This is a genomic window from Streptomyces sp. NPDC043854, from assembly GCF_056436005.1.
On the sequence record NZ_JBWKDK010000001.1, the window covers coordinates 47,871 to 65,915 of the forward strand.

13 protein-coding genes are annotated in these 18,045 nt (G+C 73.8%); 11 read left to right on the top strand and 2 right to left on the bottom strand.

All coding sequences use genetic code 11. From position 1 onward, the window contains the following. Positions 1–24 precede the first annotated feature (24 nt). From AC068A_RS00235 to AC068A_RS00250, 4 genes are all read left to right on the top strand, one after another. A complete protein-coding gene (locus AC068A_RS00235) occupies positions 25–477 on the top strand; it encodes a hypothetical protein (protein WP_478578512.1) in 453 nt (150 codons plus the stop codon). A 145-nt stretch (positions 478–622) separates the two neighbouring features. Beyond that, positions 623–2,647, top strand: a complete 2,025-nt coding sequence (locus tag AC068A_RS00240) for an oxidoreductase (protein WP_478578515.1) — start codon at positions 623–625, stop codon at positions 2,645–2,647. A gap of 67 nt (positions 2,648–2,714) precedes the next feature. Continuing rightward, positions 2,715–3,128 (top strand): PaaI family thioesterase, encoded by a 414-nt coding sequence (locus AC068A_RS00245; protein ID WP_478578516.1) that lies wholly within the window; start codon positions 2,715–2,717, stop codon positions 3,126–3,128. Between the two features lie 5 nt (positions 3,129–3,133). After that, positions 3,134–4,435: an MFS transporter gene (locus tag AC068A_RS00250; protein ID WP_478578517.1), complete on the top strand. Its 1,302-nt coding sequence runs from the start codon at positions 3,134–3,136 to the stop codon at positions 4,433–4,435. A gap of 94 nt (positions 4,436–4,529) precedes the next feature. Here the strand turns inward: AC068A_RS00250 and AC068A_RS00255 are convergent, their stop codons facing one another. Then, complete coding sequence (locus tag AC068A_RS00255) at positions 4,530–6,089, bottom strand: alpha/beta hydrolase (protein WP_478578519.1); 1,560 nt, start codon at positions 6,087–6,089, stop codon at positions 4,530–4,532. A gap of 563 nt (positions 6,090–6,652) precedes the next feature. Here AC068A_RS00255 and AC068A_RS00260 point away from each other — a divergent pair. The 4 genes from AC068A_RS00260 (at position 6,653) to AC068A_RS00275 (ending at position 12,358) form a co-directional block, all read left to right on the top strand. Then, entirely contained in the window at positions 6,653–8,800 is a 2,148-nt protein-coding gene (locus AC068A_RS00260; RefSeq protein WP_478578521.1) for a SpoIIE family protein phosphatase, read from the top strand. 264 nt (positions 8,801–9,064) lie between these two features. Beyond that, positions 9,065–9,826 carry a DUF4142 domain-containing protein gene (locus AC068A_RS00265; protein WP_478578522.1) on the top strand — a complete coding sequence of 254 codons (762 nt, stop codon included), beginning with the start codon at positions 9,065–9,067 and terminating at the stop codon, positions 9,824–9,826. A gap of 9 nt (positions 9,827–9,835) precedes the next feature. Next, complete coding sequence (locus AC068A_RS00270; protein WP_478578524.1) at positions 9,836–11,230, top strand: DUF1996 domain-containing protein; 1,395 nt, start codon at positions 9,836–9,838, stop codon at positions 11,228–11,230. Between the two features lie 165 nt (positions 11,231–11,395). Then, positions 11,396–12,358 carry an RNA polymerase sigma factor gene (locus tag AC068A_RS00275; protein ID WP_478578526.1) on the top strand — a complete coding sequence of 321 codons (963 nt, stop codon included), beginning with the start codon at positions 11,396–11,398 and terminating at the stop codon, positions 12,356–12,358. A 124-nt stretch (positions 12,359–12,482) separates the two neighbouring features. Here the strand turns inward: AC068A_RS00275 and AC068A_RS00280 are convergent, their stop codons facing one another. Beyond that, positions 12,483–13,931, bottom strand: coding sequence for a PucR family transcriptional regulator (locus tag AC068A_RS00280; RefSeq protein ID WP_478578527.1), 1,449 nt, complete (start codon positions 13,929–13,931; stop codon positions 12,483–12,485). A gap of 324 nt (positions 13,932–14,255) precedes the next feature. Here AC068A_RS00280 and AC068A_RS00285 point away from each other — a divergent pair, with 324 nt between their 5' ends. From AC068A_RS00285 to AC068A_RS00295, 3 genes are all read left to right on the top strand, one after another. After that, the gene (locus AC068A_RS00285; RefSeq protein WP_478578529.1) at positions 14,256–15,401 is read left to right on the top strand and encodes a hypothetical protein; all 1,146 of its coding nucleotides are present in this window, start codon (positions 14,256–14,258) and stop codon (positions 15,399–15,401) included. Beyond that, the gene (locus AC068A_RS00290) at positions 15,398–16,840 is read left to right on the top strand and encodes an NADH-ubiquinone oxidoreductase-F iron-sulfur binding region domain-containing protein (RefSeq protein WP_478578532.1); all 1,443 of its coding nucleotides are present in this window, start codon (positions 15,398–15,400) and stop codon (positions 16,838–16,840) included. The genes AC068A_RS00285 and AC068A_RS00290 overlap by 4 nt, the downstream gene beginning before the upstream one ends. Positions 16,841–16,994: 154 nt before the next feature. Next, on the top strand, positions 16,995–18,041 hold the full coding sequence (locus tag AC068A_RS00295; protein WP_478579378.1) for an SCO0930 family lipoprotein: 1,047 nt from the start codon (positions 16,995–16,997) through the stop codon (positions 18,039–18,041). The last annotated feature ends 4 nt before the right edge of the window (positions 18,042–18,045 follow it).

An 18,045-nucleotide genomic window follows, 5' to 3' on the forward strand; every position in this document is an offset into this window, starting at 1 on the left:
GGTCCGGCGGTAGGTTCGGGCGCCATGACGGAACCCGTCCCCGCGGACCCCATCCACGCAGCGCCCATGTACGCAGCTCCCATTTACTACGTGGACCACTCGGACATCCACGAGGGGAGGATCTCGGAGGTCAGGGACCTGATGCGCGAGCTCGCCGCGCTCGTCGAGGCGCACGAGCCGCAGCTGATCGCCTACGGCTGCTACCTCGACGAGTCCGAGTCCACGATGAGCGTGGTGGCCGTCCATCCCGATACGGAGTCGATGGAGTTCCACATGGAGATCGGCGGACCGAAATTCCGCGAGTTCGGTCCGCACATCCGCTTGAGGTCGATCGACGTGTACGGGCGGCCGGGCCCGGCGGCCGTACAGGCGCTCCGGCGGAAGGCCGAGATGCTCGGCGGGGGCACCGTCACCCTGCACACCCCGGAGGCGGGCTTCGCCCGGCTGGGGCCACCCCGCAGCGGCCCGGGGGCGTGAACTGCGCCACAGGGCCGACGGGCGCCGGCCCGTCGTTGCGGGGCAGAGGGGTCGGGCCCTGGGCCCCCGGTTATGCACCTTGTTGCATAACCGGGGCCGGCTCGCTACAACAGGGTGCATCCACCCCGCGCGAGGAGGCGCCCCCATGAGTTCCCAGAGCCGGTACCCGCACTTGCTGAGCCCGCTGGACCTCGGCTTCACCACCCTGCCGAACCGCGTGATCATGGGCTCGATGCACACCGGCCTCGAGGAGCACGAGCGCGGCTTCGAGCGCCTCGCCGCCTTCTACGCCGAGCGCGCCCGCGGCGGCGCCGGCCTCATCGTCACCGGGGGCATCGCCCCCAACGACGCCGGCCGCCCCTTCGAGGGGGGCTCCCGCCTCACCACCGAGGAGGAGGCCGCCGAGCACCGCCTGATCACCGAGGCCGTGCACGCCGAGGGCGGCAAGATCGCGATGCAGATCCTCCACTTCGGCCGCTACGCGTACCACAGGGACCTCGTCGCCCCCAGCGCCCTCCAGGCACCCATCAGCCCCTTCGTCCCGAACGAGCTCACCGACGCCGAGGTCGGGCAGACCGTCGAGGACTTCGTCCGCGCCGCCCGCCTCGCGAAGCTCGCCGGCTACGACGGCGTCGAGATCATGGGCTCCGAGGGCTACCTCATCAACGAGTTCATCGCCGCCGCCACCAACCGCCGCGAGGACCGCTGGGGAGGCTCGTACGAGAACCGCGTCCGCTTCCCCCTGGAGATCGTCCGGCGCACCCGCGAGGCCGTGGGCCCCGACTTCATCCTGATCTACCGCCTGTCCATGCTCGACCTGGTCCCCGGCGGCTCCACCCTCGACGAGGTCGTCCACCTCGCCAAGGAGATCGAGGCAGCCGGCGCCACCATCATCAACACCGGCATCGGCTGGCACGAGGCCCGCATCCCCACCATCGCCACCTCCGTCCCGCGCGGCGCGTACACCTGGGTCACCCAGCGGCTGATGGGCGCGGTCTCCGTCCCCCTCGTCACCAGCAACCGCATCAACACCCCCGAGAAGGCCGAGGAGATCCTCGCCGAGGGCCGCGCCGACCTGGTCTCCCTGGCCCGCCCCTTCCTCGCCGACGCCGACTTCGTGGCCAAGGCCGCCGCCGGCCGCCCCGAGTCCATCAACACCTGCATCGGCTGCAACCAGGCCTGCCTCGACCACACCTTCAGCGGCAAGATCACCAGCTGCCTGGTCAACCCGCGCGCCTGCCACGAGACCGAGCTCGTCCTGTCGCCCACCCGCCTCGCCAAGAGCGTCGCCGTCGTCGGCGCCGGCCCCGCAGGCCTCGCCTGTGCCGTCACCGCCGCCGAACGCGGCCACCGGGTCACCCTCTTCGAGGCCTCCGGCCACATCGGCGGACAGCTCGACATCGCCCGCCGCATCCCGGGCAAGGAGGAGTTCGAGGAGACCATCCGCTACTTCGGCAACCGGCTCGCCGAGGCCGGGGTCGAGGTCCGGCTGGACACCGTCGCGGACACCGACACCCTCCGGGGCTACGACGAGGTCGTCGTCGCCACCGGCGTCACCCCGCGCACGCCCGACATCGAGGGCGTCGACCACGCCAGCGTCGTCAGCTACCTCGACGTGCTGCGCGACGGCGCCCCCGTCGGCGAGCGCGTCGCCGTCGTCGGCGCCGGCGGCATCGGCTTCGACGTCGCCGAATACCTCACCGACAGCGGCGAGGGCGCCTCCCAGGACCCCGCCGTCTACTTCCGCCACTGGGGCGTCGACACCGCGTACGAGGGCCCCGGCGGCCTCACCGCCCCCGAGCGGCCGGCCTCCCCCCGCCAGGTCCACCTCCTCCAGCGCAAGACCACCAAGGTCGGCGCGGGCCTCGGCACCACCACGGGCTGGATCCACCGCGCCGAGCTCAAGCACCGCGGCGTCGTCTCGGTCGCGGGCGCCGCGTACGACCGGATCGACGACGAGGGCCTGCACATCACCGTCGGCGGCGAGCAGCGGCTCGTCCCGGCCGACACGGTCGTCCTGTGCACCGGCCAGGAGCCGCGGCGCGACCTGTACGAGGCGCTGCGCACGGCCGGCATCGAGGCGCACCTGATCGGCGGTGCCGACGTCGCCGCCGAGCTGGACGCCAAGCGGGCCATCCGCCAGGGCACCGAGCTGGCCGCCGCGCTCTGACCCGCTCCGGCACATCAGGGGGACCAAGGGTGTTGTGGCGGCCCCGCCGGGCCGCCACAATCTCCGGGTGACCCTGACACCGGCAGATGCAGACAAGGTCCTCAAGGACAACTTCGCCCCCTGGGTCCTCGACCTGGGCCTGACCGTCGAGGAGACCGGCGACCGGCACGCCGTGCTCAGGCTGCCCTGGTCCGGGGCCCTGGCCCGGGACGGCGGCGGCCTGTCCGGCCAGGCCCTGATGGCGGCCGCCGACACCGCCACCGTCATCGCTATCAGCGCCGCCCGCGGCGGGTACGGGCCGATGACCACCGTCCAGCAGTCGACGAGCTTCCAGCGTCCCGTGACCGGCACGGACGTGCTGATCGAGGTGCGGGTCACCAAGCTCGGCAAGCGGATGGCCTTCGCCGACATCACGATGACCGCGAACGGGGCGCAGGAGCCGGCCGCGACCGCCTCCACCGTGTACGCCCTGCTGGGCTGAGCGGGGTGCCGGACCCCGTCCCCCTGTGGCGGAACCGGGACTTCAACGTCTTCTGGCTCGGCCAGGCGCTGTCCGTCCTCGGCGGTTCGATCTCCCTGCTCGCCCTGCCGCTGCTCGTCCTCGACGCCACCGGGTCCATCGTCCAGATGGGCGTCGTCACGGTGATCTCCGGGGTCACCGGCATCGCGACGGGCATGTTCGCCGGGTACGTGGTGGACCGGACGGACCGGCGCCGCCTGATGATCGCGTGCGATCTCGCCCGGGCCGTGCTGCTGGGCGCGGTCCCGGTGGTCTGGCTGGCCGGGCCCCGCATCTGGGTGCTGTACCTGCTGACGGCGCTGGTCACCGCCCTGAAGACGCTGTTCGACGTGGCGTACGTGAGCTCCGTGCCGAACCTGGTGCCCCCGCGGGACCTGACCACCGCCAACGCACGCCTCATGGGCACCTTCGCCGTCGGGACCCTGGGCGGGCCGGTGGCGGCCGGGTTCATCACGGCCTCGGTGGGCGCCGACTGGGCCCTCGGGGTGGACGGGGCGACGTTCCTGATCTCCGCCGTCAGCCTGCGCTGGGTCTCCTTCGGCCGGTACGGGGGCGCCGGCGGGGCGGGCAGGGTCGGCGGGGTCGGCGGGGCGGGCTCCGGTTCCGGCGGCGGGCGGATGCGGGAGATGTTCGTCGTCGGCTTCCGCTACCTGTGGGCCCATCCGCAGCTGCGCCCGCTCACCGTGCTCCTCACCCTGCTGACCTTCGTCACCATGGGCGCCACCGACCTGCTGATCTACCGGATCCGGCACGACCTCGGCCAGGACGCGGCCACCCTCGGCTACGTGATCGCCGTCAGCGGGATCGGCGTGGTCGCCGCGGCGCTCGCCGCCGGGACCCTGCGCCGGGTCTTCGGCTTCGGCCCCTGCTGGCTCGGCTCGGCCGCCCTGATCGCGGCGGCCGTGGCGGGGATCGGCGTCAGCCGGAGCGTGCCGGTGACCGCCGTCCTCGCGGCCGTGTTCATGTTCGGGATGACCCTCGGCGGGGTCGTCTCGATGACCCTGCGCCAGGAGGTCACCCCGGACCGCCTGCTCGGCCGGGTCACCTCGGCCTTCTGGACCGTCCACAACGCCTCGGGCCCGGTGGGTGCGGCCCTGCTGACCGTCCTGGCCGCCCGGCACGGGGTCCCCGCCGTCAGCGTGGCGGCCGGCGCGTTCTGCCTGCTCATCGTCGTCGCGGGGCTGCTGACCCCGCTGCGGGCCGGCGGCCGGACCGCGGCCGGCCCGGCCGTGTCCGAGCCGCCGGCCCGCGCGCGCCAGCGCCGGTAGCCGGCCCGGTCCGCCGTACGCGGGGTGCGGCGCGGGCCCGCAGCGCCGCCCGGGGCTGCCGTGGCGGCACCCCGGGCGGCGGCCCGGCCCCGGTTCAGAACCGGTTGGGTGCGGCGCCCGGGAAGCGCTGCGGCGACTGCGGCACGAGGTCCGCCTTGCGCTCGTTGCCGCCCGGGGCGGCCTGGCAGGTCACGTCCCCGGCGGGCAGCCTGCCGGTTCCGAGGTAGGCGTTGACCGCGGCGTCGGCGCAGGACCTGGGATCGGTGAGGTACACGCCGTGGCCCTCACCGCCGCGGACCAGGAGCATCCGCGAGCCCTTCAGGGCCCGGTGCAGGCCCTCGCCGCTGGTGAGCGGCGTCTGGGAATCCCACTCGTTCTGCACGGTCAGCACGTTCGCCCTGGTGTTCATCTTCGTGGGCGGCTCGATGGGCCGCTGCCAGTAGGCGCACGGCTTGATGTTGGACGCGAAGTCCCCGTACAGCGGGTACTTCGCCTTGTCGGCCGCGGCCTCCTTCGCGTACTGCTCGGGGTAGCGCGGCCATTCCACGTCCCCGCACACCACGGACCAGAACACGGCCGTACCGGTGTCCGAGGCGGGCTCCGCCGCAGGCTTCAGCAGCCTGCGCTGCTCCGCGGGGAGCGCGGCGGGCTTGCCCTCGGCCGCGTCCTTCAGCGCCTTGACGGCCGGCGCCGCCTGCGCCGGGTAGAAGAACATGGCCCGCCCGGCGCGGATGTCATCGCCCGAGTACTTCTGCCCCTCGATCTCGATCGGCTCCCGGTCGGCCCGGGCGACCAGATCCCAGAAGGTCTTCGACACCGCGTCGGGGGTGGCGCCCAGCCCGAACTCGGCATTGCGCTCGGCCGTCCACTGCGTCCACCGCTTGAAGGCGGGTTCCGCCTCGGTCGCCCACACCTGGATCATGCCGCGCCAGGCGCGCTGCGGGTCGACGCCGCTGTCGAGGACGAAGCGGTCGGTGCGGTTCGGGAACATCTGCGTGTAGACCGCGCCGAGGTAGGTCCCGTACGAGTAGCCCACGTAGCTGATCTTCTTCTCGCCGAGGGCCGCGCGGATCGCGTCCATGTCGCGGGCGGTGTTGCGGGTGGTGATGAAGGGCAGTACCGACCCGGACTTCTCGCGGCACTTGTCGGCGACCCTGCGCGCCCACTCCACGTCCGCGGGGAAGGTCTCCTCCCGGTACGGCCGGACGATGTTCTGCTCCTCCTCGGTCATTGCGCAGGTGATCGGGCTGCTGGCGCCGGTGCCGCGCGGGTCGAAGCCGATCAGGTCGTACTGGTCGCGGACCTCCTTCGGCATCAACTCCTGGGCCATCAGCGGCATGTCGAGCCCGGTGCCGCCCGGACCGCCCGGGTTGAAGAGCAGCGCGCCGTGCCGCTTGGCCGGGTTCTCGCTCTTGATCCGGGATATGGCGACGTCGATGGTGCGCCCCTGGGGCCGCCGGTAGTCGAGCGGCACCTTGAGGGTGGCGCACTCGTACGAGGCCGGCAGGTCGGCGCTGCACCGCGCCCACGCCGGCTTCTGCGGGGTGAACTCCGCTGCCGGGGCGGCCGAGGCCTGCGTGGCGGACAGCAGGGGGACGGTGGTGGCGAGGAGACCTGCGGCGGCGAGCGCCGGCCCGAGGCGTGTGATGTTCACGAAGAGCGGTTCCCTTCCCGTTAAGTCGGTGGCGCCACCACCCTGTTGCACGCCGCGGCCGGGCGGAATCCGTCCGAAGGGCCGACTCGTATGCTCCTCGCGAATGACTGGACATCCGGACAACTGGCCGACACGCCACGGGTGTTGCCCGCGCATGGCGGCGACCGGCCCGCAACCGCGCGCGGCGCGGGGCATCAGGGCCGGTCAGCGCGGGTCCGACCGGTAGCCGGGGGGTGGGCCGGCGGGCGTACGACTTGGGGAGGACGGCAGGAGCAGCAGCGGTCGGCGGAGCACGGCGGCGCGGGCGGTACGCGTTCCCGCAGTGCCCTCGGAGCTCCCCGGTGCAGCGGCGGCCGCACCGTCACCCGTACGGCCTTGCGCTCCCCGCCCGCGCCCGGCACCCGGCCGCCCCGGGGCCTCGTACGGCCGAATCCGTGCGCGGCTGCGGCTGCCGGGCGGGGGCGTCGGGGGGAGGATGGAGGCACCCGGGGGTCGGAGCCCGGAGCACCACGAGCGGGCCGGTGCACCGCTCCCTCGGCGGCGGACGGGAAGGAGCGGTCGGCATGAACACGGCGGACGGCCTCCCGGCCGATCCCGGGTCCCGAGCGGGATCCGGCTCCGACCGCGGCTCCGACCGTGGCTCCGACTCCGGCGCCGCCCCCGGTGCCGCTCCCGAGCCCGTCGGCGCCTCCAGCGGGCGGGGCCTGCTGGACGTGCTCGGCGTCGCGGCGGTGGTCCTCGACGCGGAGGGGCGGATCACCCTGTGGAGCCCGCAGGCCGAGGGCCTGTTCGGCTACACCGCGCAGGAGGCCCTGGGCCGGTACGCGGCCCGCCTGCTCGTGGACCAGGAGCACCTGGGCCTGGTCCTGGCCCTCTTCGAGAAGGTCATGGCGACCGGGGAGCCGTGGGCCGGGGTGTTCCCCGTCCTGCGCAAGGACGGCAGCACCCGCCTGGCCGAGTTCCGCAACATGCGCCTGGAGGACCAGGGCGGCCGGCACTACGCCCTCGGGATCGCCTCCGACCAGGCCACCCTGCGCCGCCTGGAGCGCGACCTCGCCCTGTCGCTGCGGCTCGTCGCCCAGTCCCCGATCGGCCTGGCCGTCCTGGACACGGACCTGCGCTACGTCCTGGTCAACCCGGCACTCGAACGGATCAACGGCCTGCCGGCCGCGCAGCACCTGGGCCTCAAGATCCACGAGGCCCTTCCGCACCTCGACACGGCCATCGAGGCGCACATGGCCGAGGTCCTGCGCAGCGGCGTGCCCCTGCTGGACCAGTTCACCACCGGCCGGACCCCCGCCGATCCCGACCAGGACCACGCCTGGTCGGTCTCCTTCTACCGGCTCGACGATCCGGGCGGGCGGCCCATCGGGATCGCCGCCTCCGTCGTCGACGTCACCGAGCAGTACAAGACCTCCCAGGCCGTGGCCCAGGCCCGGCAGCGGCTCGCCCTGATCGCCGACGCCTCCGTGCGCATCGGCACCACCCTCGACCTCGGCGTCACCGCCCGCGAGCTGGGCGACATCGCCGTGCCGCAGCTCGCGGACGTGGCCACGGTCGACGTCATCGACCAGGTCCTCACCGGCGACCAGCCGCCCGGCGTCGGGGCCGGCGGCACCGTGCAGTTCCGGGCCCTGGCCGTCAAGGCGGCCCGGCCGACCCCCGCCACCCGGGCGGCGGACCCGGTGGGCTCGCTCGCGCGCTACGACGCCACCCGGCTGGTCACCCAGTGCGTACGCACCGGCCGCCCCGCCCTGCTGGCGCACGCCTCGAAGCAGGACCTCGGCCGCATCGCACGCGACGCCGAGGCCGCCGAGCTGCTCGCCGAGGCCGGACTGCACTCCTACCTCGCCGTGCCGCTCATTGCCCGCGGCGAGGTCATCGGCGCCCTCGGCCTCCAGCGCACCTCCAACCCGCTGCCGTTCGACGAGGACGACGTCCTGCTCGCCGGCGAACTGGCGGCCCGCGCGGCCGTCTGCATCGACAACGCCCGCTGGTACCAGAAGCAGCGCCACACCGCCCTGACGCTCCAGCGCCACCTGCTGCCGCACCACCCGACGCCCACGCCGGGCCTGGAGATCGCCTACCGCTACCAGCCGGCCGGGAGCGGCGCCGAGGTCGGCGGGGACTGGTTCGACGTCGTCCCGCTGCCCGACGGCAAGACCGCCCTCGTCGTCGGGGACGTCATGGGCAGCGGCATCAACGCGGCCGCGGCCATGGGGCAGTTGCGGACCGCCGCCCGCACGCTCGCCGAGCTCGACCTCGACCCCGCCGCCGTCCTGACCCGCCTGGACCACACCGCCACCGGCGTCGGCCACACCATGGCCACCTGCGTCATCGCCGTCTACGACCCGCACGGCGGCACGTGCCGCATCGCCACCGCCGGCCACCTGCCGCCCGTACGGACCGGCCCGGGCCGCCCGCCCGAGCTCCTCGACCTGCCGACGGGCGCGCCCCTGGGGGTCGGCGGCGTGCCCTTCGAGGCCACCGCCCTCGACCTGGGGGTGGGCGACGAACTGGTCCTGTACACCGATGGGCTGGTCGAGACCCGCGACCAGGACATCGACATCCGGCTCCAGGCCCTCACCGCGCTCCTCGACGACCCGGCGCGCCCCCTGGAGGAGACCTGCGACCTGCTGCTGGGCAGGCTGCGCCGGCCGGACGACCGCGACGACGTCGCCCTCCTCATCGCACGCGCCCGGCCGCTCTAGGACCGGCGCGCACGGAGGTGCGCGGGGACGGTGCGCGCGGAGGTGCGCGGGGACGGTGCGCGCGGGAAGGCAGCGCCGGGGCACGGTACCAGCCCTCCGGGGTCTTGCCCGGATGTTTGTCCATTCGTGATGGTCCTTCCAAACGGACAGCACAACTGGCACTAGCGTCCCTTGGCACCCGGGGAGCGCGGGTGCACGACGGCACGACTGCCGCGGCCTTCCGCCCCTGCCGCCCCTCCCGGCCCCTCGCAGCAAGGAGGCACAGTGCTGTCATTCCGCCGGTCGGCCGTCGGCAGCTTGTCGGTCGCTTCGAAACACGTGCTGGGCACGGGCGCCGTCATCGGCGCCCTCGCCTTCACGCTGATCGCGTTGCTGATTCCGGTGCAGAGCTTCGGCGACAGATCCGCCGCGGCGACCACAACCGCCGCGGGCGACGACGACGGCCTCGGCACCATGAGCACGGCCTTCGGGCCGCTGACCGCCCAGGACCGGGACTTCGTCCGCAAGGTGCGGCTCGCCGGGCTCTGGGAACTGCCCGCAGGACGGGACGCGCTCCAGCGCGGCAAGCGCCCGGCCGTCCGCACCGCGGGCGAGCACCTCATCGAGGGCCACGCCGAACTGGACCGCCGCGTCCTGGAAGTGGGCCAGGCCCTCGGCATGGAACTGCCCGACCAGCCCAGCGCCCAGCAGCAGGCCTGGCTGGCCCAGCTCGCCGCGGCCCAGGGCACCCAGTACGAGCAGCTGTTCGCCCAGCTGCTGCGCCGGGCGCACGGGAAGGTGTTCACGCTGGTGGCCCAAGTGCGCGCGCAGACCCGCAATTCGATGGTGAGGGCACTGGCCACGGACGCCAACAACACCGTCCTGGACCACATCTCCGTGCTGGAGGCCACCGGACTCGTCGACTTCGACGGGCTCGCGGACACCCCGCCCGCGGGGTCCCGCCCCGCTGCGGGCTCCGGCTCGGGCTCCGGTGTCGTCCCCGTACCCGTCCCCGCCTCCTCCACCCTTTCCCGACCGACGAAGTGAAGTGATCGCATGAGTCAAAAGGGCCACAAGCGCCGTCTGCGAACGTCGCACAAGGTCCTCGTCATGGTGTCCGCCCTGGTCCTGGGCGGCGGCGGGGTCCTGTTCGTGTCGCAGGGCGCCTTCGCCGGACAGGACGGCCGCGCGGCACCGGCGACGGCCACCATCGACTGCCCCGACGTGGGGGACAAGCTCGACAACGTTCCCGAGCAGGCCCGGGGCGAGGTCGACAAGAACCTCGCGCAGCTCGACACCCAGGTCGCCGACGCGTACACGCAGCTCTCCTCGGGCCGTGCCAAGGGCGACGCCCTGCTCAGCGGGCTGAAACAGCAGCGCGGCACGACCATTTCCGCCATCGGCGACGCACTGGCCAAGGCGGGCGCCCGCCCGCAGGGGCTGGAGGGCCTCAGCGGCTGCCAGATGAAGAAGGCGGCGGCCGCCGACCCGAAGGACGAGCCGGCCGCCGCGGGCGGCGCCGCCGAACAGGGCGCCGCCGCGCAGAGCAGCGGTGCCCAGCAGGCCAAGGGCGGCCCGGCCCGCAGCGACTTCGTCGCCATCGGCTCGGTCAAGCCGAACGTCAACAAGCCGGGCGCCCGTTCGGGCGCGTCCCGCGGGTCCTTCTCGGTGAACTGCGGCCGCAACGAGAACGGCCACTTCAACCCCGACAACGTCATCGTCGCGCCGGGAGTCAGCAACGGCGCCCACCACATGCACGACTACGTCGGCAACCTGACCACGGACGCGTTCTCCACCAACAACAGCCTCGCGGCCTCCGGGACCACCTGCACCAACGGCGACCAGTCCACCTACTACTGGCCGGTGCTGCGACTGCGCGACGGCCGGGCCGAACGCGACGCCAAGGCGCCCGGCGGCGGACAGGACCTGAACGTCGGCACCATCCTGAAGCCCAAGCAGGTGACGATCGAGTTCAAGGGCAGTCCCGTCTCCAAGGTCGAGGCCATGCCCCGCTTCCTGCGGATCATCACGGGCGACGCCAAGGCCCTCACCAACGGCAACGGCAACGCCAACGCCTCGTGGAGCTGCACCGGCTTCGAGAACCGCCAGCTGAAGGACAAGTACCCGGTGTGCCCCAAGGGCAGTGACGTGGTCCGGACGTTCAACTTCCAGAGCTGCTGGGACGGCAGGAACATCGACAGCGCCAACCACCGCACCCACGTGGACTTCGCCAAGAAGGACGGCTCCTGCAAGCCCGGCTTCAAGGCCATTCCGCAGCTGGTGCAGCGCATCGTGTACAGCGTGCCGTCCGGTTCGCGCTTCGCCGTGGACAGCTTCCCCGAGCAGTTGCACAAGCCGGCGACCGACCACGGCGACTTCATCAACGTGATGTCGGACGGCCTGATGCGGCGTGCGGTGGGCTGCATCAACGACGGGCGCGCCTGCCGCTGATCCACCCGGTCCCTCGGCGGCGGCGTACACCCCCTCCCCCCTTCCCTGCGTCGCCCCGAGAGCGGTGTCGGCCCGAAGCAGACTTCGGGCCGGCACCGCGCACGTGCTTGTGCCGACGCCCGCAGGGGCCCGAGGGGTCCCGGAACACACCCAGGAGTGCCCGCCATGTCCGGCTCCCGCCGTCCCACGGCCCGTCCGCACCGCGCGGAGGGGCCCGCTTCCCTGTCCGCCCGCGCCTCCGCGGCCGAGTCCCCGCCCCGGTTAGCGCCCCGATCCGGATCCGGGTCGGGACCCGGCCCCGAGCCCGGCCCCGAGCCCGGCCATGGACCCGGCTCCGGTTCCGGCGGCTCCGCTGCCCGGCGGGGCGAGCCCTCCGACGGGGACCTCATCCGGCGGCTCCGTCAGGCGTACGCCTCCGGGACGGGCGCCCCCGAGGCCTGCGAGCTCCTCCACCGGCGGCACGGCGCCGCCGCCTTCGCCTGCGCGCGCCGCTGCTGCCGCGCCCCGCAGGACGCCGAGGACCTGGCCTCCGAGGCCTTCATCCGCACCCTCCAGGCCGTCCGCTCGGGCGCCGGACCGCGCGACCGCTGGCGCCCGTACCTGCTGACGGTGGTCCGCCACACGGCCATCGAGTGGCGGGCCGGGGCGGGGCGGACCGTCCTGACGCCCGACGTCGAGCCGTGGTGCCCGCCGGGGCCGGGCGGGGACGACCCGCAGCGCCGACTGCTGGAGCACGAGGACCGCAGGCTCGTCGCCCGCTCCTTCCACACGCTGCCCGAGCGGTGGAAGGCCGTCCTGTGGCACACCCTCGTCGAGGACGACTGCCCGCACCCCGTGCCCCTCCTGCTCGGCATCACCCCGAGCGCCGTGACCTCGCTGGCCTTCCGGGCCCGCGAGGGACTGCGCGAGGCGTATCTGCGGGCCCACTTCGACTCCGCCGCCGACGACCGCTGCCGCCGCTTCGGCAGCGTGCTCGGTGCGGCCGTCCGGCGCCGCGGAACACCCCGCGGCCGGTTCCTGGCCCGCCACCTGGCGGGGTGCCGGTCCTGCTCGCGGGCGTACGCCGAACTCCTCGACCTCGATGCCGCGTTGTGCTCCGCGGCCCCGCCGGTACCCGCCGGCCGCTGACACGCCGCGGCCCCGGCCCCTCGCGCCGCGTGGGCGGTGGGGGACCGGGGCCGAAGGGGGCGCCGGACCGGGCCGTGCGCGGGGCGCGGGGGAGGGGCGCCGCCCCGCGCACGGCCGGCGGCCGCTACAGGCCGTTGACGCGGGCCATGCGCCCCCCGCCCAGGGGACGGAAGTCGGTCGCGGCGGCGCGCGCCTTGCGTCCCACCCGCGAGTACTGGCGCCGCACCTGGGCCATGAGGCGGCGGCTGCGCAGTGCCATCTCGAGCTCGAAGCGGGTGCGGGGGTCGCGCAGTCCGGGTCCGAAGAGCTTCTCCAGCTGGCGCATGCGGTAGCGCACCGTCTGCGGGTGCACGCTCAGCGCCTTCGCCGCCTCGGGCGCTCCGCCCCCCTCCAGCCAGGCGAGCAGGGTCACTTCGAGCCGTTCGCTCTGGCGGGGTGTCAGATCGGCCAGCGGTCGCAGCCAGCGCGCGGCCAGTGCGTGCGCCAGCGGCTCGTCCTGGAGGAGCAGCAGGGTGGAGAGGTGGTCGTCGACGAAGAGGGGCCGCCCGTCCAGGCCGGGGCGGTTCGGGGTGAGCGCCAGCAGCCGCAGGGCCCAGCGCAGGGAGTGGGAGGTGTCGCGGGGGGCGACCGGGTGGCCCACGGCGGCGAACCGGCCGCGCAGCAGGGCATCCAGAGCGGTGCGGGCGTCCGGGTCCTCCGGGCTCGGGACCAGCAGGCACGGCTGGCCTCCGACCATGCCGGCGAGGGCGTCGTCCAGGGCGGCCGCGAGCTGCTGGGTCTCGCCGGGCGTCGCCAGGGCGATGGCGCGTATCTCGGGGGGCAGGGGCCAGCCGGCCGCGCGGGCCAGCTCCGACAGGGCGATTTCGGCCATGGGCATGTCAGATATAAGGGCGGAAAACAGCTCCCGCCGCGCCCGTTCGGAGGCGGGGCCGCCCACGCCGTCCGAGGACACGACCGTCAGTGGGGCCGCGATCCTCCTGCGGCCCTGCTGCGGAATCCGGCCACGGATCTCGCCCAGCACGCCCTCGTCGGGGTCCAGCTCCCGGCCCGGGTCCGGGTACCGGTCCGCGTCCGGGTCCTCGTACTCGTCGCCGGCCCCGAGGCCGTCCTCGTCGAGGTCGGGATGCCCGGCGGCGGCGTCGTACGCGCCCGCACCGCGGGCCGCTCCGGGCCGGTGGTCGGGGGCGGCGCCGTGCTCCGCCTGCGGGCCCTGGTCCTGTGTCACCGGCTCGCGGTAGCCGAGGGCGGTGAGCAGGGCGGCCTCGAACTGCGCTCTGACCACCTCATCGTCGAGGTCGTCGACCAGTGCGGCGAAGCCCGGGATCCCGTCCCTCAGCTCCTCCACCATCCCGGACGCCAGCGCGGGCAGTTCCCTGCGCAGGACCCGGGTCCATTCGCCGCGGGGGCGGGCCCAGATACGGTTCAGCAGTTCGCACATTGTTACCTCGTTCATGCCGGGGTACGGCCTGCCCCATGGGGGTGTCAGCAGGCCCGTCGAGCAGCCCCCTCCCTCGTCGGCGCCTGTGCAGACGAGGGAGTTGAGCTCCTCGTACACCCTCCAGGAGAGGGCCATCCACTTGCGGTCCCGCGGCTTTGCCTCGATTTTGCCGACGGGGACGTGTGGTGGCGGACAAGGCGTCACCCCGGTTCCCACCACACCGTTGGAACGGAATCTTCCGGGGGCGATCGGCAGGACGATGCCACACGCACAAGAACTTGTCACGATTCGATAAATCCTGTGGAGGCGTTGCAAAGGTCCACGATGCTTCTGCACTCCGGCCCCCGCTCCCGGCCGGCGCGGCCCTCATCTCCGGCCCGCCGCGGAGCAGTTCCGTCGACTACCCCGGGCGCCGAGTGCGAAGTGGAGTGCCTCGGGCCCGGGCGTATGGGAGAACCGATGCCCCTGTCCCAGACCCGCGCGCCCCGCTCTCACCGGGCCCGCAGCACCAGACGCCGTGCCGGCGCGGCCGCCGCCGCGGCCGCCGGCCGACGGGCCCTGCGCCGGCCGCCCATGCTGTCCGCGGCCGGAGGCCTGCACCCCGCCGCCCTGGCCGTCGCCGCCCTCGCCGCCCTGCTCGCCCTGGGCGTCGCCGCCCGGGCGGGCGCGCTCACCAACCTGTGGGACTTCCTCGACTACGGGGCGGGCGTCCTCTCGCTCGTCTCCCTCACCTCCGCCGTGCTGTGGGGCCTCGCCGCCACCGACCGCCTCCTGTTCACCTCCGGCCTCAGGATCGTCGCCCAGGGGGTGCACCGCGGACTCGCCGTCGCCGGCCTCGGCTTCCTCGTCCTGCACATCTGGATCAAGATCGCCGAGTCGCGCACCGGCGTCGTCAGCGCCCTCGTTCCGTTCACGGACCAGGACCAGCCGGTGCTGATCGGGCTCGGGAGCCTGGCCGGATACTTCTTCGTCAGCGTCGCCGTCTCCGGCGCGGTGCGCAGTGCGTTCGCCACCAAAGGGCGCTCCCTGTGGTGGCGGGCCCTGCACGTCGGCGCCTACCCGGCCTGGGGTGCGTCGCTGGTGCACGGCCTCAAGTCCGGCCGCTCCGCGAGCGGTTGGGTCACCGTCGCGTACGGGATGTGCCTCGTCGCGGTCGCCGCGGTGCTCCTCGTACGGCTCCGCAGGAGGCTGCGCGCGGAGCGCGGCCGGCCGGCCGCCGCGCAGCCGCAGGCCGGGGCCCGGGTCCCCGGACCGGACGGGCCGCGGTCGTCCGACCGGTTCCTGCGGCGGCCCGCGGAGTGGGCCGCCGAGCGACTGACCGCGCGGCTCGCCCGGCAGGCGGACGGCAGCCCCGCCGGATCCCGGCCGGGGCTGCTAGCCGACCCGCCCCCGGATCCGTACGCCGGCACCTTCGCCGAGCCGGTGCAGGACCCGCTGTTCGCCTCCGCCACCGCACAGGGCGTGCCCTCGCCGCGGCCGCCGCTGTCCCCCGTACCCGCGAGCCCGCCGTACGGTGCGGGCTCGGCCTTCGTCACCAGCCGGCTCGACGTCTCCACCGACCGGCCCGGCGGCCGGCCCGCGGGCGGCGCACGGAGGCGGTCGTGACGGTGACCCCGGCCCTCGGCTGCGTGGGCCAGCCCCGGGTGCTCGCAGGGCTCGACATCCTGCCGCGCCTGGACCGGCAAGACCACCTCGCCGTACACGGGCCCGTGCCCTCGTACGGGCCCGAGGAACTCGTGGAACTCGCCGAGGACATCGACCTGCGCGGCCGCGGCGGAGCGGGATTCCCGTTCGCCCGCAAGCTGCGCGCCGTCATGCGCACCGCCCGTGCGCGCGACGGGCGCACCGCCCTCGTCGTCAACGGAAGCGAGGGCGAGCCGAGCTGCCTCAAGGACAAGGCCATCCTGCTCAACTCCCCGCACCTGGTCATCGACGGAGCCCTGCTCGCCGCCTCGGCGATCAACGCCGAGGACGTCGTCTTCGGCGTGACCCGGGACGACGTCGAGCGGTCCCTGCGCACCGCCATCGCCGAACGGGGGGCCGGCGGCCTGGTGCGGGTCGCCATGCTGCCCGAGCGCTTCGTCACCGGCGAGGGAACATCGATGATCAACGGCATCGAGGGCGGGCCCACGGTCCCGTCCGGGCAGAAGGTACGGACCAGCGACCGGGGTCTCGGCGGCGTGCCGACCCTGCTGTCCAACACCGAGACCTACGCCCAGCTCGCCATTGCCGCCCGGATGGGCGCCGCCGGCTACCGCACCGCCGGCCTCCCGACCGAGCCGGGCACGACCCTGCTCACGGTCGCCGGCTCGACCGTCCTCGAAGTGCCGCTCGGGACCTCACTGGCGTACGTCCTGGACCTGTGCGGCTCCTCGCCGGGCCAGGGCGTCCTGATCGGCGGCTACCACGGCCGGTGGCTGACCGCCCAGGCGGCCCGCAACGTGCTGCTGTCCCGGCAGTCCCTGGCCACGGTCAAGGCCGTGCTCGGGGCCGGGGCGGTGCTGCCGCTGCCGGAGGACACCTGCCCGGCGGGGGAGATCGCCCGGGTGGCCCGCTGGATGGCCGACGAAACCGCCGGCCAGTGCGGGCCGTGCTTCCGAGGGCTGCCCTCGCTCGCCTCCGCCTTGGAGGAGGCGGTCTCCGGGGGAGGCCGCGCCGCCTTGGACGCGATCGAGCTGCGCATGCAGGCGGTGCGCAAGCGCGGCGCCTGCAGCCATCCCGACGGCACCGCGTCCTTCGTCGCGTCCGCGCTCGCCACCTTCCCCGACGAACTGCGCGACCACGCCCTCGGCAGCGGCTGCGGACGCCGTGTCCTCGGGTCCCTGGCGCTGCCCGAGGACGACGAGAGCCCCGAACAGCTCGTCGTGGACTGGACCCTGTGCAGGGGCCACGGCCTGTGCGTGGACCTCCTGCCGGAGGTCGTGCGCCTCGACATCGACGGCTACCCGGACAAGGCCGTCATGCCGCTCCCGGCACGGCTGCGGCCGAAGGCCCTGCGCGCCGTGCGCCGCTGCCCCGCGCTCGCGCTGCGCATTCAGGAATGAGCCCGCCGCAACCGGAGGCCGCCGACCGGAGTTCAGCGATTAGCGGGATCTGATAAATTCCCGGGCATTTCAATTGCGGGACCTCCGCAGGGTTTATGAATTACTCAGCAAGACAACCCCCCGGGACCAACCCGAAGGAGTGACCGTGAACAAGATGCGCCGCGTGACAACTGCCGGATCGGTGGCCGCCGTCCTGTTGCTGGCGGCCGGCTGCGGCAGCGGTGGAAACACCGCCGGCGGCGGGAATTCCGTACAGCCCGCCGGTGCCGGAAAGGCCTTGGCGGACGCGTACGGCTCGGGAAACGGAACGGGCGGGTACGGGGCGAACCCCGGGCAGCTGAGCGGTTCGGGCGCCGGGGCGGACGCCGCCGGCAAGGGCGGGGCGGCGGGCCAGCTCGCCGTACGGGAGATCGCGAACGTGGGCAGTGTGGTCACCGACAGCGCCGGTGCCACCCTCTACCGCTTCGACAAGGACACCCCGCAGCCCCCCAAGTCCAACTGCGACGGGGACTGCGCCACCGCCTGGCCGCCGGTCCCCGCGGACGACGCGTCGGCCTCGGCCGGAATCGAGGCGGGCCTCCTCGGCGCGGTCACCCGCTCCGACGGCACCAAGCAGCTCACCCTCGCGGGCTGGCCGGTGTACCGGTACGCCAAGGACACGAAGGCAGGTGAGGCGAACGGCGAAGGCGTCGGCGGCACATGGCACGCACTGGCGCCGGACGGCAAGAAGGCGGTCGACAAGAAACAGAAGACAGGAGGCCATTCCGGAATGGAAATGGGATCGGGAATGGGGTCCGGATACGGATCCGGATCCGGTTCCGGATCGGGCGACCAGTCGGCGAAGACGGGAACGGAGCTCTCCGTGGCAGCGAACGAAAAACTCGGCAAGATTCTGGTGGACGGCCAGTGGCGCACCCTCTACCGCTTCGACAAGGACAGTGCGTGGCCCATGAAGATCGGGTGCGTCGGCTCCTGCACGGACACCTGGAAGCCGGCCGCCCCCGTGGACAAGACGAAGACCACCGGAATACGGCCCGAGCTCATCGGCACGGTGAAGCGGCCGGACGGGAGCGAGCAGCTGACGATCGACTGCTGGCCCGTCTACACCTTCACCGGGGACACCGAGCCCGGCCAGACGAACGGCCACAAGAAGCAGAACCTGTGGTTCGCGGTCACCGAGACCGGCAAGAAGGCCGCCTGACGGC

Bases quoted from the DNA above. Each gene is read 5' to 3' on its own strand.
- AC068A_RS00235 (WP_478578512.1), top strand. From the start codon at position 25: ATGACGGAACCCGTCCCCGCGGACCCCATCCACGCAGCGCCCATGTAC.
- AC068A_RS00240 (WP_478578515.1), top strand. From the start codon at position 623: ATGAGTTCCCAGAGCCGGTACCCGCACTTGCTGAGCCCGCTGGACCTC.
- AC068A_RS00260 (WP_478578521.1), top strand. From the start codon at position 6,653: ATGAACACGGCGGACGGCCTCCCGGCCGATCCCGGGTCCCGAGCGGGA.
- AC068A_RS00270 (WP_478578524.1), top strand. From the start codon at position 9,836: ATGAGTCAAAAGGGCCACAAGCGCCGTCTGCGAACGTCGCACAAGGTC.
- AC068A_RS00275 (WP_478578526.1), top strand. From the start codon at position 11,396: ATGTCCGGCTCCCGCCGTCCCACGGCCCGTCCGCACCGCGCGGAGGGG.
- AC068A_RS00280 (WP_478578527.1), bottom strand. From the start codon at position 13,931: ATGGCCCTCTCCTGGAGGGTGTACGAGGAGCTCAACTCCCTCGTCTGC.
- AC068A_RS00285 (WP_478578529.1), top strand. From the start codon at position 14,256: ATGCCCCTGTCCCAGACCCGCGCGCCCCGCTCTCACCGGGCCCGCAGC.
- AC068A_RS00295 (WP_478579378.1), top strand. From the start codon at position 16,995: ATGCGCCGCGTGACAACTGCCGGATCGGTGGCCGCCGTCCTGTTGCTG.